This is a genomic window from Epilithonimonas sp. JDS, assembly GCF_021261315.1.
Classification (GTDB): Bacteria; Bacteroidota; Bacteroidia; order Flavobacteriales; family Weeksellaceae; genus Epilithonimonas.
Window position 1 is genome coordinate 152,219 of record NZ_JAJSAX010000003.1, and the last position, 19,064, is coordinate 171,282.

General features: G+C 35.3%; 20 protein-coding genes. 8 read left to right on the forward strand and 12 right to left on the reverse strand.

Translation table 11 applies throughout. From position 1 onward, the window contains the following. Window positions 1-3 precede the first annotated feature (3 nt). From LUD75_RS11150 to LUD75_RS11165, 4 genes are read right to left on the reverse strand one after another with little or no spacing between them, the layout of a single operon-like run. Window positions 4-597: a Crp/Fnr family transcriptional regulator gene (locus LUD75_RS11150; protein ID WP_232705752.1), complete on the reverse strand. Its 594-nt coding sequence runs from the start codon at window positions 595-597 to the stop codon at window positions 4-6. A 36-nt stretch (window positions 598-633) separates the two neighbouring features. Beyond that, window positions 634-1,008 (reverse strand): bacillithiol system redox-active protein YtxJ, encoded by a 375-nt coding sequence (gene ytxJ, locus LUD75_RS11155; protein ID WP_232705753.1) that lies wholly within the window; start codon window positions 1,006-1,008, stop codon window positions 634-636. Between the two features lie 53 nt (window positions 1,009-1,061). Beyond that, window positions 1,062-1,754: a ZIP family metal transporter gene (locus LUD75_RS11160; RefSeq protein WP_232705945.1), complete on the reverse strand. Its 693-nt coding sequence runs from the start codon at window positions 1,752-1,754 to the stop codon at window positions 1,062-1,064. A gap of 8 nt (window positions 1,755-1,762) precedes the next feature. Then, entirely contained in the window at window positions 1,763-2,542 is a 780-nt protein-coding gene (locus LUD75_RS11165) for a class I SAM-dependent methyltransferase (RefSeq protein ID WP_232705754.1), read from the reverse strand. Between the two features lie 121 nt (window positions 2,543-2,663). On the opposite strand from LUD75_RS11165, the gene LUD75_RS11170 reads away from it, so the two are divergent. Further along, window positions 2,664-3,833: a class I SAM-dependent RNA methyltransferase gene (locus tag LUD75_RS11170; RefSeq protein ID WP_232705755.1), complete on the forward strand. Its 1,170-nt coding sequence runs from the start codon at window positions 2,664-2,666 to the stop codon at window positions 3,831-3,833. A 126-nt stretch (window positions 3,834-3,959) separates the two neighbouring features. Here LUD75_RS11170 and LUD75_RS11175 read toward each other — a convergent pair whose 3' ends face one another. Both LUD75_RS11175 and LUD75_RS11180 read right to left on the reverse strand, forming a co-directional pair. After that, the gene (locus LUD75_RS11175) at window positions 3,960-4,265 is read right to left on the reverse strand and encodes a type II toxin-antitoxin system RelE/ParE family toxin (RefSeq protein WP_232705756.1); all 306 of its coding nucleotides are present in this window, start codon (window positions 4,263-4,265) and stop codon (window positions 3,960-3,962) included. Further along, window positions 4,262-4,495, reverse strand: a complete 234-nt coding sequence (locus LUD75_RS11180) for a hypothetical protein (RefSeq protein WP_232705757.1) — start codon at window positions 4,493-4,495, stop codon at window positions 4,262-4,264. Before LUD75_RS11180 ends, LUD75_RS11175 begins: the two co-directional genes overlap by 4 nt. A gap of 155 nt (window positions 4,496-4,650) precedes the next feature. Here LUD75_RS11180 and LUD75_RS11185 point away from each other — a divergent pair, with 155 nt between their 5' ends. After that, window positions 4,651-5,649, forward strand: coding sequence for a glycosyltransferase (locus LUD75_RS11185; protein ID WP_232705758.1), 999 nt, complete (start codon window positions 4,651-4,653; stop codon window positions 5,647-5,649). Between the two features lie 84 nt (window positions 5,650-5,733). Further along, window positions 5,734-7,470: a thiamine pyrophosphate-dependent enzyme gene (locus LUD75_RS11190; RefSeq protein ID WP_232705759.1), complete on the forward strand. Its 1,737-nt coding sequence runs from the start codon at window positions 5,734-5,736 to the stop codon at window positions 7,468-7,470. 125 nt (window positions 7,471-7,595) lie between these two features. Here the strand turns inward: LUD75_RS11190 and LUD75_RS11195 are convergent, their stop codons facing one another. Next, the gene (locus tag LUD75_RS11195; RefSeq protein WP_232705760.1) at window positions 7,596-8,189 is read right to left on the reverse strand and encodes a hypothetical protein; all 594 of its coding nucleotides are present in this window, start codon (window positions 8,187-8,189) and stop codon (window positions 7,596-7,598) included. Window positions 8,190-8,366: 177 nt separating this feature from the next. On the opposite strand from LUD75_RS11195, the gene LUD75_RS11200 reads away from it, so the two are divergent. Beyond that, window positions 8,367-9,239 (forward strand): AraC family transcriptional regulator, encoded by an 873-nt coding sequence (locus tag LUD75_RS11200; protein ID WP_232705761.1) that lies wholly within the window; start codon window positions 8,367-8,369, stop codon window positions 9,237-9,239. On the opposite strand, the gene LUD75_RS11205 is transcribed toward LUD75_RS11200, so the two are convergent. After that, window positions 9,240-9,905 (reverse strand): DUF4844 domain-containing protein, encoded by a 666-nt coding sequence (locus LUD75_RS11205; protein ID WP_232705762.1) that lies wholly within the window; start codon window positions 9,903-9,905, stop codon window positions 9,240-9,242. Between the two features lie 10 nt (window positions 9,906-9,915). Continuing rightward, window positions 9,916-11,019 (reverse strand): aminotransferase class I/II-fold pyridoxal phosphate-dependent enzyme, encoded by a 1,104-nt coding sequence (locus LUD75_RS11210; RefSeq protein WP_232705763.1) that lies wholly within the window; start codon window positions 11,017-11,019, stop codon window positions 9,916-9,918. Between the two features lie 151 nt (window positions 11,020-11,170). On the opposite strand from LUD75_RS11210, the gene LUD75_RS11215 reads away from it, so the two are divergent. The 4 genes from LUD75_RS11215 (at window position 11,171) to LUD75_RS11230 (ending at window position 14,417) form a co-directional block, all read left to right on the forward strand. Further along, window positions 11,171-11,902, forward strand: coding sequence for a CPBP family intramembrane glutamic endopeptidase (locus LUD75_RS11215; RefSeq protein WP_232705764.1), 732 nt, complete (start codon window positions 11,171-11,173; stop codon window positions 11,900-11,902). 50 nt (window positions 11,903-11,952) lie between these two features. Continuing rightward, a complete protein-coding gene (locus tag LUD75_RS11220) occupies window positions 11,953-13,137 on the forward strand; it encodes a histidine kinase (RefSeq protein ID WP_232705765.1) in 1,185 nt (394 codons plus the stop codon). 3 nt (window positions 13,138-13,140) lie between these two features. After that, the gene (locus tag LUD75_RS11225) at window positions 13,141-13,848 is read left to right on the forward strand and encodes a LytTR family DNA-binding domain-containing protein (RefSeq protein WP_232705766.1); all 708 of its coding nucleotides are present in this window, start codon (window positions 13,141-13,143) and stop codon (window positions 13,846-13,848) included. 77 nt (window positions 13,849-13,925) lie between these two features. Then, on the forward strand, window positions 13,926-14,417 hold the full coding sequence (locus LUD75_RS11230) for a hypothetical protein (RefSeq protein WP_232705767.1): 492 nt from the start codon (window positions 13,926-13,928) through the stop codon (window positions 14,415-14,417). A gap of 20 nt (window positions 14,418-14,437) precedes the next feature. Here LUD75_RS11230 and purU read toward each other — a convergent pair whose 3' ends face one another. From purU to typA, 3 genes are all read right to left on the reverse strand, one after another. Next, window positions 14,438-15,268 (reverse strand): formyltetrahydrofolate deformylase, encoded by an 831-nt coding sequence (gene purU, locus LUD75_RS11235; protein WP_232705768.1) that lies wholly within the window; start codon window positions 15,266-15,268, stop codon window positions 14,438-14,440. Window positions 15,269-15,477: 209 nt separating this feature from the next. Next, window positions 15,478-17,055 carry a family 10 glycosylhydrolase gene (locus LUD75_RS11240; RefSeq protein WP_232705769.1) on the reverse strand — a complete coding sequence of 526 codons (1,578 nt, stop codon included), beginning with the start codon at window positions 17,053-17,055 and terminating at the stop codon, window positions 15,478-15,480. 94 nt (window positions 17,056-17,149) lie between these two features. Further along, window positions 17,150-18,955 (reverse strand): translational GTPase TypA, encoded by a 1,806-nt coding sequence (typA, locus tag LUD75_RS11245; RefSeq protein WP_034974719.1) that lies wholly within the window; start codon window positions 18,953-18,955, stop codon window positions 17,150-17,152. Window positions 18,956-19,064 lie beyond the last annotated feature (109 nt).

Below are 19,064 nucleotides of genomic sequence, written 5' to 3' on the forward strand. Positions count from 1 at the left end.
AATTTAAATCTCAAATTTCTTCTTTGCCAGTTCTTTTCTGACTCTGCTCAAACTTTCGGGCGTGATTCCAAGATATGAAGCAACCATCCATTGTGGCGCTCTCAGCATTAGATTAGGATATTTTTTAAGGAAATCCATATAGCGTTCTTCCGCAGTGGTGCTGATGAGTGCATTGACACGGTTTTGCAGACTTTTGATATGGTTGAACATCAATCTCTGATTTTTCTCTGCAACGTCCGGATAGATTTTAGACAGATTTTCAAAAAAACCTTCTTTTGTGATCACCACCGTACTTTCCTCGATGGCTTCTATGTAAAATCGTGATTTCTCATTCAGCAATTGACTTGTGGTATCAGAAATGATCCAGTTTTCCGGTGCAAATTGAATCACGTGCTCTTTCCCGGCTTTATCTATAGAATACATTCTCAGAAGGCCTTTTTCTACAAAAAAAGTAGAATCCGAAATCTCTCCTTCTCTCAGGATAATTTCGTTTTTCTTCACTTCTTTGATCTCATAAAAAGTCGAACAAACCTCGAGACTGGCAATTGGAACGCCTAATATTTGTGAAAGGTGATTGCGGAAATTCTGGTATTCCATCTGTGTTAATTGTGTTTATTAAGAAATAAGTGATGATTAAATTTGATCAAGATCAATACTTTGGTGTGACGCATTGTAGAACGCTTTTCCATTTTCCAAAGCAATCAGCTGAGGACTTTGGTGCGTGACATTGAAACGGCTTTCAATCTCGTTTGAAATATCACGGTGTGCAATCAAATCCAGGAAATAGTAAGATTGCTCTTTGTCAGAATTCTCCATTTGCTTTTCGAAAGATTTCAAAACTGTTTTGCTGATAAAACAACGCGTGGAATGTTTGAAAATCAATACTTTTTGCTGAAATGATTTCTCAACTGCCAGGTCTAGATCTTTCTGGGTTTCAATCTTTTTCCAAAGACTTTTGGTCTGATCCTGTTCTTCTTTCTTTCCGAATATTTGGTCTAAAAATCCCATTGAATTAATTTGAGTAAAAATAAGATTTTCCTGTCAGAAAAGAAAATGTTTTTTTAATGGTGATGCAACAGGTGTCCGCCTAATGCCAGTGCGATTCCGCAGATTACAAGAACGATTTTTTGCCAGTCCATCTTGTGATTTTTGTTGCTTTCAAAAATGATAACTGATGAAATATGCAGAAAAATTCCGCCAACTACAGCTAAGAAATAGACCTTTAGATTCTCGTCAAAATATTTCCCAAGCAGCATTCCAAGAGGTGACGCTAATGCAAAAACTGAGACGATAATCCAAAATTTAGTAGAGAAATTCTTGCTGTGCGCCAGGAAACTTCCCAAAACAAAAGAAATTGGAATGTTATGAAAAAGAATTCCCAAAAGATAAGGCGACAACGTTTGCTTCTCGTGTGACAAAGGAATCCCTTCAATAAAAGCGTGAACGAATAAACCTGCAATCAACGCAATCGGAATGATTGAATGATCGTCGGAATCGTGATGCACGTGACCGTGTTCGAAACCTTTGGTCAAATTCTCCAGTAACATTTGGATCAAAACGCCAAGGATTACAAAAATTCCAATCTGATGTCCGCCCGTTTCATAAACTTCAGGAAAAACTTCATTAAGACAGATCGTAATCAGAAAACCTGCGCTTAAAATCAGAAGATTCTTTGCGAATTGCTGCTTGCTTCCGAAATACTTTCCGAGAAAAACACCGATCAGGACGCTTAATATGAGTAGTAAAATTATAATCATAATCTTTAGTTTGAAGATGGAAGCTGGATGTTGGAAGTCTTCACACTGCCTCCTTCTGCCTTCCGACGTTTAAACAAATTGATACAACGCTGTGAACGAGCTTCATCAAAATCATTCAGCTGATAATCGCCCCATCTTTTCAACAATTCAAAACCGAATTCTTCAGCATATTGCAATATTTTTTCAGGTCGTGTCAACTTAACTCTTTCAAAAAAATGAAACTTTTTGCCCTGATCTTCAAAATCAATTTCCTTCATAATGTATTCGCCTTCAATATGTTTTTTGATATTAAAAACAATATTCTCTCTTTCGATAGAAGCCGTTGGCGTGATAATACTTTTTACATATTCTGCATTCAGAAAATCAAGAACAAAATAACCACCATCTTTTAAAACATCAGAAACAGATTTGAAAACACTTTTGTCTTCCGCTTCAGTTTCAAAATATCCAAAACTTGTAAACAGATTGAAAACCGCATCTACAGGCTCGCTTTCAATTGGATTTCGCATATCGTGAACTTGAAACTTCAAAGTATTCGTCTCGAATTGCTTATCAAAACTGATACTTTGCTCAGAAAGGTCAAGTCCCAAAACATCATAACCTAATTTATTAAGATAAATAGAATGTCTGCCTTTTCCGCAAGCCAAATCAATTATTTTTGAATTTTTCTCAATTTTCAGGAAATCCGTTAAAAGATTCAGAAAATCTTCAGCCTCTTTGTAATCGTGATTTTTGTAAAGTATGTGATAATATGGCGTATCAAACCATTCTTCGAACCATTGCATTTTGCAAAAATAAGGATTTTTTGGATGGATGATGGAAGATTGATGATGGAAGTTATATTAAGATTGTAAATCATCCAGCTTCCAGCCTCAAACATCCAGCAAAAAACTCTATTTTTGCAGAATGGATATAGAAAATCTTCAGATACAGGTCAAAACTTTTTTCGGATTAGAACAGATTTTGGCAGAAGAAATCAAGAAATTGGGAGGTAAAAATGTGGAAGTCAAAAACCGCGCAGTCACTTGTGAAGGTGATTTAGGATTTCTTTACAAGCTTAATTATTCTTGCAGAACAGCCGTTAAAATTATCATTCCAATTATGGAATTCAAGGCTTATAATGAAAGTAAATATTACGATAAGCTTTTCAAATTTGAATGGGATGAGTTCCTGGATAAAAACCAGACTTTTGCGATAGACGCGACTGTAAATTCTGAAAGATTCCACCATTCTCAGTTTATGACTTTGAAAATGAAAGACGCCATCGTCGATTATTTTCAGGACAAACATAAGATGAGACCAAGCGTAAGCAAAGACAATCCGGACATCAAATTCCATCTTCACATTGACAGAGAATTGGTGACAATTTCCATCGACAGTTCTGGCGATCCACTTTTCAAACGTGGTTACAGAAAGGAACAGACTATTGCACCGATCAACGAAGTTTTGGCTTCGGGAATGTTGCAATTGGCGGGCTGGGACGGAAAAGGAAACTTTCTCGATCCAATGTGCGGTTCCGGAACATTATTGATAGAAGCGGCGATGATTGCGATGGATTTGCCGGCGCAGACTTTCAGAAGATATTTCGGTTTTCAGAACTGGAAAAACTATGATTCAGAATTGTTTAAAACCATCAAAGAAGTTCGACTGAATCGTGTGAAAGAATTCAACGGGAAAATTGTCGGCTACGACATTGATTCTGAAGCTTTGGACATTGCGCACATCAACATAGAATCTGCCGAAATGGAAGATGTAATCACACTTAGAAATAAAGATTTCTTCGAATCTGAAAAAGATCTGTTCCCATTGTTGATGGTTTTCAACCCGCCTTATGACGAGAGAATTTCTATTAATGATGATGATTTTTATAAGAAAATTGGTGATACTTTCAAGCAACATTATCCAAATACTTTGGCTTGGCTGATCTCTGCAGATCTTGATGCTCCGAAGAAAATTGGATTGAGACCATCAAGAAAAATAAAATTGTTCAATGGGAAACTGGAAACAAGATTCCTGCAGTATGAAATGTATGATGGTTCTAAGAAAGGGAAATATATGAATAAGGAGGAGGAATAAATGATGAATTTTCTTGATTTTCTGTTTGATTTTTTGTCTATTTTTCATTTGTTCGGAAATGGGAAAAGAGAAAAATATGCTGACAAAGAAGCACAAGAACATTTTAAAAGTTTGAAATAATTAAAACTATTTCCTTTCAGAAAAATCAAGATTTTCTCTTTTAGCAAATTCAACGGCGATAACAACAATTACATCCCTATATTCATCCAAAAAATAATGCAAATGATAGGGAAATTGTTTTATTAAGTGCATTCTAACATCTTCATAAATTACATCATTAGCGTTAGGACTTTCAGAAATGAATGATTTTGATTCTCGAATTCGAAGCAAAAACTGTTTTGCAAGATTTGCATTGATATCTCTATAATATTTTTTTGCTTTTTTGATGTCTAATTTTGCAAGTTCTGAAATTACGACTTTGTATGTTTTCATAGATCACCTTCCAATTCATCTAAAAATTCATCAAAGTCAGTCGCATTATCTGGATTTTTAAGATAATCAGTTTTTCTTTCGTTGATAAGATTTTTAGTTTCTGTGGATATTTGAAAATCATTGTCCGAATTCAGAATGATTACCTCTACTCTTTTTGCTGTAAAATTCTCTGGAAGCGTGATTTGGAAAGTATTATCTTTCACATCTACAAACTGTCTGATAGCATTCATTTTAATAAAATTTTCTATACGAAGATACAAACTAAAATTAACGTAATAAATCGAATGAAGTTTTAATCTTTCAAATCAGCTCTTAGTTTTTATAAAACTTAAAACCTTTTTCCATATTTTTGAGATTCGGTTTTAAATTACATTAATCTTTCAACTTGAATCCAACAATCTCCATCATCATCGCCATATTCAACAGAAAAGACGAATTGTTCGAGCTTCTTAATTCCTTGTCTCATCAAACCGACAAAGATTTTGAAGTGATAATCGTGGATGATGGTTCCAAAATCGCGCTTCTTCCAACCGTAGAATTATTTGAAGGACAATTGGATATTCAGTTTTTCAGAAAAGATAACTCCGGGCCTGGACTTTCCAGAAATTATGGGGCAAAAAGAGCAAAAAACGACTGGCTGGTTTTCGTAGATTCTGACGTCATCGTTGAAACAGATTACATCGAAAATATCAAGAAAAACCTTACTGAAAATCCTTGCGATGCTTTTGGTGGCGCAGACAAAGCGCACAAAGGTTTCAACCTGATGCAAAAGGCAATCTCCTACTCTATGACTTCGGTGTTTACAACTGGTGGAATCCGTGGAAAGAAAAGCGCTGTGACCAAATTTCAGCCGAGAAGTTTCAATATGGGCGTGAACAAAGAGATTTTCCTGAAAGTTGGCGGTTTCTCAGAAATGCGAATTGGCGAAGATCCGGATCTCTCGATGACACTGTGGGAAAATGGCTACACGACTATGTTCTATGACAACATTGGCGTTTATCATAAGCGAAGAACTGACTTTGGAAAATTCTCAAAACAGGTTTACCAATTCGGTTGTGCAAGACCGATTCTGAATCACAGACATCCAAAATATACCAAACTGACTTTTTGGTTTCCAGGCGTTTTTCTTTTGGGATATATGGTTGGAATTATCCATTATTTCGTCTGGGGAAATGGTTTGATTCTCGCTTTGTATGGACTTTATACTTTTCTTGTATTATTTCACGCTTTGGTTGTGACAAAGAATATCAGCATTGCATCAATGGCGGTGATCTCAACTTACATTCAGATGTTTTCTTACGGCTACGGTTTCCTGAAATCTTGGTTTCTTATCAACATTCTGAAACAATCACCACGAGAAGCTTTCCCGAAACATTTTCATTGATTTAATTAACATTTAATTATAAATAAAGATCGTTGATTGGAACATCTTTTGTGAATTTTATTTTTTAATTTAATTCATAAAACTATGTCTAAAAATATCGCTGACCAATTTGTCGAAATCCTAGTTAAAACGGGAGTTAAACGCTTATATGCTGTCACTGGTGACAGCCTTAATTTTTTAAATGACGCCATCAAACGTGAAGGATCCATCAAATGGATTCACGTGAGACACGAGGAAGTTGGCGCTTTCGCTGCTGCTGCCGAAGCTGAATTGGAAGGTCTCGCAGTTTGCGCAGGAAGCTCCGGGCCGGGTCACGTTCATCTTATTAATGGACTTTATGAGGCCAATCGAGGAAATGTTCCGGTTTTAGCCATCGCATCGACTTGTGAAAGTTCAGAGTTTGGGACTTCTTATTTCCAAGAAACTAATACGATCAAATTGTTTGATGACTGTTCGGTTTACAATCAAATTGCTACAACGCCCGAACAAGCACCAAGAATGTTGCAAGCCGCTTTGCAGCACGCGATTTCGCAAAAAGGTGTGGCAGTTTTGGGAATGCCCGGTGATCTTTTCGAAGCTGACTCCGTAAAAAACATCAGCTCAGATTTAGTTTTCAAAACGAATCCAAGAATTATCCCTTCCGAAGAAGAAACCAACTGGATTGCAGATCATCTTAATTCAGAAAAAAAAGTCGCAATCTATTGTGGAATTGGCGCTTCCGAAGCGCATTCAGAAGTGATTGCTTTGGCAGAAAAACTCAAAGCGCCAATCGGGTATTCTTTCCGTGGGAAAATGGGAATCCAACATAACAATCCTTACGAAGTGGGAATGACTGGACTTTTGGGATTGCCTTCCGCTTTTAAAGCAATGCACGAAGCGGACATTATTTTATTACTCGGAACAGATTTTCCTTATGTGAAATTTATGCCCGTTGATAAAGTGATCATTCAAATTGATGACAAGCCAGAACGTTTGGGAAGACGTGCGCAACTGACAAGAGGTTTTGCCGGAAAAATCAAAGATTCATTGGTCGATCTTTTACCATTAATCAAAATTAATGACGACAGAAAATTCCTTGATAAACAGTTAGAATTCTATCAAACAGTAAAAAATAATCTCCGATCTTATGTTGAAGATAAAGGAAAAGAAAGTCATATTTCTCCTGAATTTGTAGCCGAAACATTAAATATTAAAGCTAATAAAGACACCATTTTCACAGTTGACACCGGAATGTGCTGCGTTTGGGGTGCAAGATATTTGGAAGCAACCGGCGAGAGAAAACTATTAGGATCCTTCAGTCACGGAACAATGGCGAATGCAATGCCAATGGCGATTGGCGCACAATTATCTAGTCCTGACAAACAAGTCATTGCACTTTGTGGTGATGGCGGACTTTCTATGTTATTAGGTGATATCGCAACTATTAAACAATACAATCTTCCAATCAAAATTATCGTTTTCAACAACCGTTCTTTGGGAATGGTAAAACTGGAAATGGAAGTAAACGGCATCCCTGACAATGAAACAGATATGATCAATCCAGACTACGGTTTGCTGGCTCAGGCTTTCGGAATCAAAGGTATCAATGTGACTGATCCGGAAAAAGTGGAAGAAGCGATTGATGATGCTTTACAAACCAAAGGCCCGGTTTTGGTCAACGTTTTCACAGATCCAAATGCCTTGGCGATGCCGCCAAAAGTCGGCTGGGATCAGATGAAAGGAATGGGAATCGCAATGACTAGAATGATGCTCGACGGAAATTTCAAAGAAGTAGCGGACACGATTTCAAGCAATTACAGACACATCAAAGAAGTTCTTTAAACAGACTAAAGCCCAATTTGAGATTGGGCTTTTTTATTTTTTCATTAATAAAAAATCAACCAAAAAAAAGCTTCACACGATGTGAAGCTTTAGAAAATAATATATATAACCTTAGTTTCGGGAAACTATTTCATTGAGATCATTCTGCTGAAGCTGTCGCCGTCTTTTTCAACATTAATGATGTATGTTTCAGCATTATTCGGGTTCAGATCAAAAGTTAGATTGATCACGCCATCTTTAGCCAAATTATTTTTGCTGTAATAAGTGTTGTTTGCAGTATCATAGATTGAAACCTTTACATCGCCAACCACATCTTTCATTTGTAATTTCACAAAGTTTTTGTTGATTGTGTATTCTGGTTTGGTGATCGCAGAAATAGGAGATTTGTCAACATTTACCTGATTTTCTTTTACTGTAATTTTATATTTTTCAATTCTGTTATCAGATTCCGCTACCAGATAATAATTTCCGTCAGCCAATTTATCCAAGTTGTAAGACTTTTCTAATGAATTGCTTTTTGAAATGACTTCAGAAAAAAGTTCGTCTTTGGAATCATCATAAAAATAAAGAGATACGTTTTTCGAATTTGAGATATTGAAATTGATGCTCTTATTATTCACTGTATTGAAAGAAAGAGAAAAATCGATGTCTCTTGCAACTGCGCTTCCTGAGATTAATAAAACTCCGATAAGGAAACTTAATTTTATAAACTTTTTCATAATATTCTTTTTTGATTGTTTCAACGATACAAATGTAGATCTGAATCTAAAAAATTAATACATTCTGATTTTCACAAATATGTCCTATATTAACATAAACTAAATGTTAACTTAACATTAAAAGACAATATTGAATATATAATTTCATTTTCGTAAATTTGCATCAAGGATTACATTATGAAACATCACAGCCCTTTGTACGAAGCCGTAAAACCTAATATTGGAAGCAGTTTCACGTGTCTTTACTTTTTGAAAAATGAAAATATAAAAACACAATTCTGGCATTATCATCCGGAGATTGAGTTGATATTTGTCTGCGGCGGATCCGGAAAAAGGCAAATCGGGAGTAATATTTCCAATTTCTCGAATGGCGATTTGATTCTGATTGGCAGCAATTTACCTCACTGCGGACTGACGAATGAAAATACCAATAATGAGTACGAAGTGGTCATCCAGTTTTCAAAAAACTTTCTTGGAACGGAGTTTTGGGATGCGCCTGAAATGCAAAGAATTCTTTCGATGCTGGAAACGGCGAAAAGCGGAATTGTATTTGGCGAAACAGTGAAGAAATCACTAAGCGAAAAAATAAGAACGCTTTCAGAATTGTCTTATCTCGACAAGCTTTTGACATTCATTGAAATTCTTGACGAGCTGGCTCACACCAAAGATTTTCAAATCCTGAACGCCGGAAAGTATTATCTGCAAACACAAAAAGAGGATAATGACAGAATCAATCTCATCTTCAACCACGTGAAGGATAATTTTAAAAGCCAGATCAGTTTGGAAGAAGTCGCAGGTTTGGCAACAATGACTGTTCCTTCATTTTGCAGATATTTTAAAAAAATTACCAATAAAACATTTACTCAATTTGTGAATGAATACAGAATCACGCATTCACTGAAACTTTTGGCGGAACAGCCGATGAGCATTACGGATATTTGTTTTGAAAGTGGTTTCAATAACTTCAGTTATTTCAATAAAACTTTTAAGGAACATACACAGAAAAGTCCGTCGCAGTATCGGAAGGAGTTTAGTAATATTATGGCTTAATTAGTGTTTTCTAAAAACTTTAATTTGATTAAGCCTTATTTTAGCTTCTTCTTCATTAAATTCAGTTTTCAGTAATTGTTCAATTAATTTATAATTACCAAAACGAAGCTCTTTGATGTTTGGTCCAGTTGAAAGTAAATTGAACTCTTTACAATTATGACACTGTATTATTTTCCAAGAATAATCAGGAATTCCAACTTCTTTTTTTGTAATAAAAGTCTCCAACTTAGAATTACATTTTGTACAATCCTGAGATAGGATTTCTTTATCTTTTACTTTTCCTTTAAAAAAAGATGAGAACTTAAATAAAGTATTAAGAAGGTTTCCATAAAGCCAACCATTTAAATTGTTTTTAAATTCAACAGAAACGATTTTTGAAAGTTGGTCAAAATAATCACAAATAAACTCACGCTCTTCGGTATCAAAATCTGAACTAGAAAGACTTTCAAGATTTTGCTTTAGGATAAGTTTTAGCTGTTTTGTTCTAAGACTTAAATTTATAGCATTTATTAATTCATCAGTACATTTATTAAATAAAATTTCAAGTTTATCACTAATTTCATTTGCTGATGGATTTAGCCCTCTTTGTTCCCAAGCAGAATATGAAAACTTGTTAAGATTTTTAAATGCCTCTAATTTATCTAAAGTGATTTGTTTATCAGTCATAATATTTACTCTAAGAAATCGCCCCAAAATAAACCTTCATCTCCTCCATCGTTCCAAAACTTATTCTAGTCCATTTCCCGTTTTGCTCATAGGTTTTTCCACCTAAGATTTTCACATCCTTCAGTTTTTTGAAATAATTGTCTTTATAATTATCCAAAGAAAAATAAACGAAATTGGCAGAAGACGGAATGGTTTTGATGCCTCTTTTCTGGAATTCAGACATTGTAAAGTCTTTCACTTTTTGATTGTTATCCAAAACTTTGGAAATGAATTCCTGATCCTCCATCGCAGCAATTGCGCCAGCCATCGTCGTTACGCTGATTTCTGCGCCACTCCAGCTTTGAAGTTTTTTAAGTTCTTTGATCAATGTCGGATTTCCAATCGCGTAACCCAATCTTGCGCCGGCAAATCCGTAAAGCTTGGAAAATGTTCTCGTCACAATCAGGTTTTTATAAGTATCCACCAAATCGCTCAAAGATTTTTGGTTGGTAAATTCGATGTAAGCTTCATCAACCAAGATCGTGATATTGTCTGGAACAGACTTGATGAAAGTTTCAATTTCACTTCTTGAAAGTAAATCTCCGGTTGGATTATTTGGATTGCAGATATAGATCAGCTTTGTATCTTTTCTGATCGAGCTTTTCATTTTATCGAGATCGATTCGCTTTTGTTCATTCAAAGGAACTACAGTTTTTGACATTCCCAAAAATTCGCCAATCGGTTCAAAGATCGTAAACGATGGATCCGGAATAATGAAATGACCTTTGTCCAGTGAAACATACTTGATAATCAATTCCAACAAGAATGATGAACCTGCAGAAACCAAAAGATTCTCTTGTTTCAATTGATTCTTTTCGGCTAATTTTCCACTCAAAACATCTGCAAATTTGAAATCATACATCGATGACAGACTAAGGCTTTTTTGCATAGCTTCCAAAGCTTTCGGGGAAACGCCAAATGGATTCTCGTTGAAACAAAGTCGGATGGTTTTGTCATCGTTCTTCAGTTCATTAAAATTCGGGGTATTTTTTGCAAGGAATTCAAGTGGGGAAAGTGTGAGCGCTGCACTTCCCAGGAAAGCGGTTTTCAGCCAGTCTCGTCTGTTGATCGACATAGTGTTTGATTTATTTCCCGATAAAAATAATGATTTTTCTTCATCGATGAAAAATTAAATTCTGACGGATAAAATTTCTATCTCACCGATCAGAATTTATTCTAGAGTTTTTCAATTCTACTTTTGAGGCACAAATTAAAACAAACAAAAAATGTCTCTATTTACTCCACTCATTTGGCTTTTGGTGATGTCTCCAGTCTTTATTATCGCTTTCTTCAAATCAAAAAAAGGAAATATGAAATTCCTTCTTTTATTCTTAATTCTCTTTCTGGCAGACAATTACATTCAGATTTTAATCAAACAATATTTACCAGATTTTGGGCTCAAATTTTCTTGGTTAGGGAAATTCTTAAGCTTAGCAACTTCATTATTAGTTATTTTTTTTGTGAATCAAAATGACAGAAAAGAAATAGGCTTTACCACTTCTGCAAACTCGAAAAAACAAATCAAATTCGGTGTTTTGGTTTTCCTTGGATTTTTAATTTTTGATTTTGCCTTCAAATTTATTTTGTTTCCAAAAGGTGGAGAATTTGACCTGGAAACTTTTGCATTTCAAGCCACAATGCCAGGTTTAACGGAAGAAATACTTTTCCGTGGAATCTATCTTTGGATCTTTGACAGGGTCTTTTTACCGAATTGGCATTACAAAGGAATCAGGTTCGGTTGGTCATTTGTGATTGTCACACTTCTTTTTGGAGTTGCTCACGGCATCATTTTAACAGCAGATCACCAGTTAAAATTTGATATTATTACAATCGTCTATCTAACTTCGATCTCTTCTTTAAGTCTCGGAATTCTAAGAAAATTCACAGGCAATCTCATCTATTCAATCCTTGGTCACAACGTCATCAATGTAATGAACGCCATTATCAGAATTCTATAATTTGTCTCAAATTGTTTCTTTTAAAAAATCTCAAAAGCTTATTTTTGAAAATGCCTTTTAATACAAGCAAAATGCAAGAAAACCCTTTCCCGAAAGAACAACTGTCAAATCAAAATTTTCTGCAGGACTTTGAACGATTTTACAACAGAAGTCCGAAGATCATTTTCCATTTCCTGATGTGGTTTTTCTTTTCTGCATTACTTTTTGTCTACTATCGTTTTGATTCCAAAATCACTTTTTTTGAATGTTTCCTGATGACTTTCAGAGCGTTTGTAAGCAATGCAGTTATCTTTTATGGATTTTTTTATTTGATATTTCCAAAAATTAAGAAATTCAGAATCAACTATTTCCTGATCGTCATATCAATATTAATTCCCATAAGCATTTATGTTTGGCTGATCGTCAACAATTCTATGTTTCGCCTCTACCACTATTTTGGTTGGGAAATCAAAACTGGAAGATTCGCTGGAATGATTAAGGTTTTTGCCAATCAAAGCATTAAAGAAGTCATTGGACTTGAGGTTGTACTGTCCAACATTATGCTTGTGATCTATATTTTGTTACCGTTTTTCTTTGTGAAAATCCTCTTTGAGATTGTGAGAATTTATAATAAAACAACACAACTTCAACAGCAAAAACTGGAAGTCGAAATCCAGAATATCAATATTGAAAAAGACTTTTTGAAATCGCAACTTAATCCGCATTTCCTCTTCAACACCTTAAATAATCTTTACGGATTAAGTGTTAAAAAAGATGATTCGGCACCGGAAGTCATTTTGAATCTTTCCGAGATCATGAGTTACACACTTTACGAATCTAATTCTGAAAAAGTGTCTCTGGAAAAGGAATTGGACTTCATCAGAAATTATTTTGAGCTTGAGAAAATGCGTTATCCGAAAGATAAAAATATCCAGTTGGAAATTTTGGATGATGATCAGATTGCTGGACTTTACATCGCGCCACTTTTGACTTTTACATTCATCGAAAATGCGTTCAAATATGGCTTGAAGAATTCTGATAAACAATTCATAAATCAAAAAATTAAGATTGAAAATGATACGTTTTATTTTGTTCTCAAAAATGATTTTGATAAAACAGAAATCAAAAAAGAATTTGGTGGAATTGGATTGGAAAATATCAAAAAACGCCTTCATTTATTATATCCAAATCAACACGATTTGAAAATATCGACATTCGAAAACAGCTTTAAAGTCGAACTTAAAATCAACTTATAATCAATGGAAAAACTGCGTTGCATCGTTTTGGATGACGAACCAATCGGAAGAGAGATCATAGAAAACTTCGTGAAAGAAATTGATTTTCTGGAACTTGTGGATTCTTTTGAAGATTCCGTAAAAGCTTTGATGTTTTTGGAGAATAATAATGTTGATCTGATTTTCAGTGATATTCAAATGCCGAAGATCAATGGTTTGGATCTGGTGAAAAGTCTGGAAAAGCCGCCTGTCATTATCTTTATCACGGCTCACAGAGATTTTGCTTTGGATGGTTTTGAAACTGGAGCGACAGATTATTTGGTAAAACCAGTTCGCTTTGACCGTTTCTTGAAAGCCGTGAACAAAGCGAAAGATTATATCATTTTAAAACAAAACTCTACGGTTCATCAAGTCAATTCTGACAGGATTTTCATTAAGTCTGATGGAAAACTCACGAAAATCCTTTTAGACGAAATCCTTTATGTAGAAGCGCAAGGCGACTATTTGAAAATCGTCATCCAAAATGAGACTTACACTACTCTAGCAACTTTGAAATCGATGGATGAAGTTCTGACTTTACCAAAATTTTTCCGGGTTCAACGTTCGTTTATCATCAATCTGGAAGCCATCCGAAGTCTCAGCGGAAATATGGTGGAACTTGTGAACGGGAAAAGTATTTCTATTGCGCTTAATAAGAAAGAGGAATTGTTTCAGTTGTTGGGGATTAGGTGATTTTTTGCAATTTTATTGATTTAAATATTTTTTTAATTAAAAATTATTTTTAAATTTATAAAAGCACAAAATAAAAGATGAAAACAAAATATAATTTTAAAAAATATATATTTTCAAATAGTTACAAAATTTATGAAGTTGATAAGGAAATTGGATTCATAAAAAGAAATTACTTGTCAAACATTACTGTTGCCGAACTAAATGAAAAAAGATTTATTTATAAGGAAAAAGGATTTTTTGATAAACAGACTGAAATTATTAATTCTGATAATAAAATTGTCGGAAAAATAAATTATAGCAGCTGGAATAAAAAAGCCTTCCTAAGATTATACGGTAACGAAGTCAACTGGAAATATACGAATGTGTGGAATACAAGATGGAATATTGAAATCCCCAATGAAAAAAAAATTGAATTTTGCAGTAATGGAAATATAACGAATGATAAAATTAATGATAATGAACTGGAAATATTGTCAAGTATTTACATTTTCAATTATTATCGAAGAGCTATGATTACAGCATTATTTATAATATTAACACCTACTTTTTTAACTAGAATTTTTAGTTAAAAAAGTAGATTATCAATCACTTATTCAAAAATAATTGTCTTATTCCCATCGATAAAAACCTTGTCTTCAAAGACCAATTTCAAAGCATTAGCCAGAACATTCTTCTCAACATCTCTTCCTAACTTCGCCAAATCCTTTGCTGTTTTGGAATGCGTCACTTTGATTATATCCTGATAAATAATTGGACCTTCATCCAAATCGTTCGTCACAAAATGAGCAGTTGCTCCGATGATCTTCACGCCTCTTTCAAAAGCCTGTTTGTACGGATTGGCGCCAATAAAAGCTGGCAAAAATGAATGGTGGATATTTATAATTTTCCCTTTGAAATTCGCCACAAAATCTGAAGACAGAATTCTCATAAACTTGGACAAAACCAAATAATCAAACTCGTAATTCTTCAGTGTTTCTTTAATCAGATTTTCGTGCTCGTCTCTTGTGATATTCTCAGTCGAAATATAATGAAACGGAATCTGAAATTTCTCTGTCAATTCTCTTAGATTTTCATAATTCCCAACGACTGCAAGAATATTAAAATTAAGGTCTTTAAACTGATTTCTGATCAATAAGTCCGACAAACAATGATGTTCCTTGGTCACAAAAACAACGACATCTTTTAGTTTGTTGCTACTCAATTCTATTTCGCAATTTCCGATTTGATCTTTGAGTTGGGCAATCACTTTATTAGGGTCGGCAATTCCTGCAACTTCGGTTCTCATAAAGAACAATGACTTTTCGCTGTCCACGAATTCATCATTTTTGATGATGTTGAGACCGTTTTCGAGAAGGACCTCTGAGATTCTGTAAACCAAGCCTTTTTCGTCGGTGCAGGTAATTTTGAAAGTGAAATTCATCGTTTAGTTTTCATCAAATTTAGAAATAAAAAGTTTTTTATAATAGAGTTTCTGATTAATTAATCATTAAAATAAAACCACATAGGCACATAGAAAAAAGAGCTATTTTATCTCTTAAAAGCAAGGTCAAATAGTTTTACTGTAATCTATTCTGAAATTAATCCCACAAAAAAACTATGTGTCTATGTGGTAAAAATTTCTGTAATATTTTACTTCACTTTCTCTGCTTTATAATCGCTTTCGTTTCCTAATCTGTCAATGGCTTTGATGGCAACGGTGTTAAGATTCTTTCCATTATAAAACTTTATGATCTCCATATTTTGAATATCAGCATTCAGGATCTGAGTTCGCCATTCGTTGCCATATTTTGTGAACAGAACCCATTGGAAAACCTTTTCACCATTGGATGAATTCCAAGTTGCGGAGATGTTGCCTCCGTTATTTTTCAAGTTTAATTTTGGTTGTGAAAGTTCCTTGTTAGTCTTCAACCACGGACTTCTCGGGATCAGAACTTTGTCTTGGTAAACTCTTGTCTTCAAAGTATTCTGCATACTGTAACTTTTGGTCAAACCTGCAATGCTCCAATGGATTTCGCCAGTGTCATCTTTCAAAATCTGTCTGCTAAATTCGATTTGATTGACGATCTCCGAAGGTTTATCAGAAACTTTAATTTCTACGGTGTTGAGACCAGGCCAAAGATGTCTATTAAAATTATTCTCAGTTTTCCACCATTCCAATAATCTCGGGAAACTCTGTCCTGTGGAATTGACGGGCCAATACAACTGCGGTGCGAAATAATCCACCCAACCTTTGTTGAGCCATAGTTTTGCATCAGCATAAAGTTCATCGTATTGAGAAGAACCTTTGATTCCCGTTGGATAATCCGGTTTCCAGATGCCAAACGGACTGATCCCAAATTTCACATAATTCTTTTCGTTTTTGATCTCTTTATAAATCCGCTCCACGAAGCGATTCACATTATCTCTTCTCCAATCTGCTCTCGTAAGATTTCCGCCAGCGTTTCTGTACGCATTCCAGGTTTTAGAATCGGGAAAATCCGCACCACCGTTGTAAGTCGCGTAAGGATAAAAATAATCATCGAAGTGAACAGCGTCGATGTCGTACTTTTTCACCAATTCATTGACAACTTTAGAGACGTGATCTTGGATTACCAGACTTGCAGGATCGAACCAATACATTCCATTTCTTAATCTGTAAGTGACGTCCGAAAATTTATTGGCCAAAGACTGCGAGGTTACTTTTCCACCGTTGGAATGATGCGCTCTGTAAGGATTTAGCCAGACGTGCAATTCTATTCCGCGTTTGTGTGCTTCTTCCACCCAAAATTCCAAAGGGTCATAATAAGGATAAGGTTCTCTGCCAATTTCGCCAGTGAGAAAATACGACCAAGGCTCGTTAGAACTTTTGTACAAAGCATCTCCAGACGGACGCACTTGCAAGATCACCGCATTGAAATTATTGTTTTGAAGCATATTCAACATTTCAATCGCTTCCGATCTCTGTTGTTCTGATGTAAGATTCGTTCTGGACGGCCAGTTGATATTCGCAACTGAGGCGATCCAAGCCCCACGAAATTCTCTGTTGATCGCCGGCAGATCCACACGATAATTATCTTCAACTTTTATGTTGGTCGGAACTGATTTGATAACGGGTTTTGAAGGTGGCGTTTTGATCTTGCTAACTTGCTTTTTCTGAGGAGAACAATTGTAAATTAGAACAGAAATTAAGATCAACCAAAAAAATTGGAACTGGCGTTTATGATTCATAAAATGAAATCTAAATATGATTTTGAATTTTGAAGATCGAATATAATAAAAAAGTCCCCATTTCTGAGGACTTTAAATATTAATTAAGATTAGATTAAGACTTAGCGCCTCTTTCCACTCTTTTTCTTTCTTCTTCAGAAAGAATCTTCTTTCTCATACGGATGAAGTTAGGAGTCACCTCGATCGCTTCATCAGCTTGGATATATTCCATACATTCTTCAAGAGAGAACAAGATCTTTGGTGCAACACCTGTATCTTTATCTTTTCCAGAAGCTCTCATATTGTTCAACTGTTTAGCTTCAACGATGTTTACAACCAAGTCACCTGGCTTGTTTTGCTCACCGATCACCATACCAGCGTAGATCTCCTCGCCCGGATCAACATAGAACTTACCTCTATCTTGTAGTTTCGCAATAGAATATTCAGTTGCTGGACCTTGAGTTTTGCTGATCAATACACCATTACTTCTTCCAGGAATTGCCCCTTTGAAAGGTTTGTATTCTGTGAAACGGTGCGCCATAATAGCTTCACCAGCAGTAGCTGTCAACATCTGAGAACGCAATCCGATCAAACCTCTGGAAGGAATCTCGAATTCCATATGCTGCATCTCACCTTTAGTTTCCATAATGTGAAGATCTCCTTTTCTCTGAGTTGCCAAGTCGATAACTCTAGAAGCAAATTCTTCTGGAACATCAACAACCAAAGATTCGTAAGGCTCACATTTTTCTCCGTCGATCTCTCTCAAGATAACCTGTGGCTGACCAATTGTCATTTCGTAACCTTCTCTTCTCATCGTTTCAATCAAAACTGACAAGTGAAGAATACCTCTACCAAAAACTAGGAAAGTGTTTGCATCATCAGTCTGTTGTACTCTCAATGCCAAGTTTTTCTCTAATTCTTTGGTCAATCTTTCTTTCAGGTGATTGGAAGTTACATATTTACCATCTTTTCCGAAGAACGGTGAATTGTTGATAGAGAACGTCATATTCAACGTTGGCTCATCAATAGAAGTTCTTGGCAATGGTTCTGGATTTTCTAGATCTACGAAAGAATCTCCAATTTGGAAAGCATCGAAACCTACAACAGCACAGATATCTCCAGCTTTCACTTCCGCTACTTTTTTCTTTCCAAGACCTTCGAAAATATAAAGTTCTTTTACTTTTCCTTTCAATATTTTTCCGTCAGCTTGCGCCAATCCGATCCATTGAGCTTCTTTGATCTCACCTCTGATCACTTTTCCGATCGCGATTCTTCCTAAGAAAGAAGAATAGTCAAGGGAAACGATCTGCATCTGAAGGTTACCTTCTTCTACTTTCGGTTCTGGAACGTATTCTAAGATCCCGTCCAATAGTGGGAAAATGTTGTCAGTTTGTTCTAATGAAGTGTTGAACCAACCTTGTTTAGATGAACCGTAGAACGTTGGGAAATCCAATTGCTCCTCAGTTGCATCCAAGTTGAAGAAAAGGTCAAAAACTTGATCGTGAACTTCGTCCGGACGACAGTTTGGCTTATCTACTTTATTGATAACCACTAGAGGTCTCAATCCAAGTTCCAAAGCTTTCTGAAGTACGAATCTTGTCTGTGGCATTGGTCCTTCGAAGGCATCTACCAACAAAACAACACCATCAGCCATTTTCAATACTCTTTCTACCTCACCACCAAAATCGGCGTGACCAGGTGTATCGATAACGTTGATTTTAACGTCTTTATAAGTTACAGAGATGTTTTTTGACAAAATCGTAATCCCTCTTTCTCTCTCAAGATCGTTGTTATCCATAATCAAATCACCACTCTCCTGATTTTCACGGAAGATGTTTGTGGCGTGGATAATTTTGTCAACCAAAGTTGTTTTTCCGTGGTCAACGTGTGCGATAATCGCTATATTTCTAATATTTTGCATATCTATTTTTTACGCGTGCAAATGTAGTGAATTTTTATGGTAAGATGAACGCTCATTTAATTATTTTTAAAAATAAGCTACATTAATTAACATCTATTTAAAATTTTGT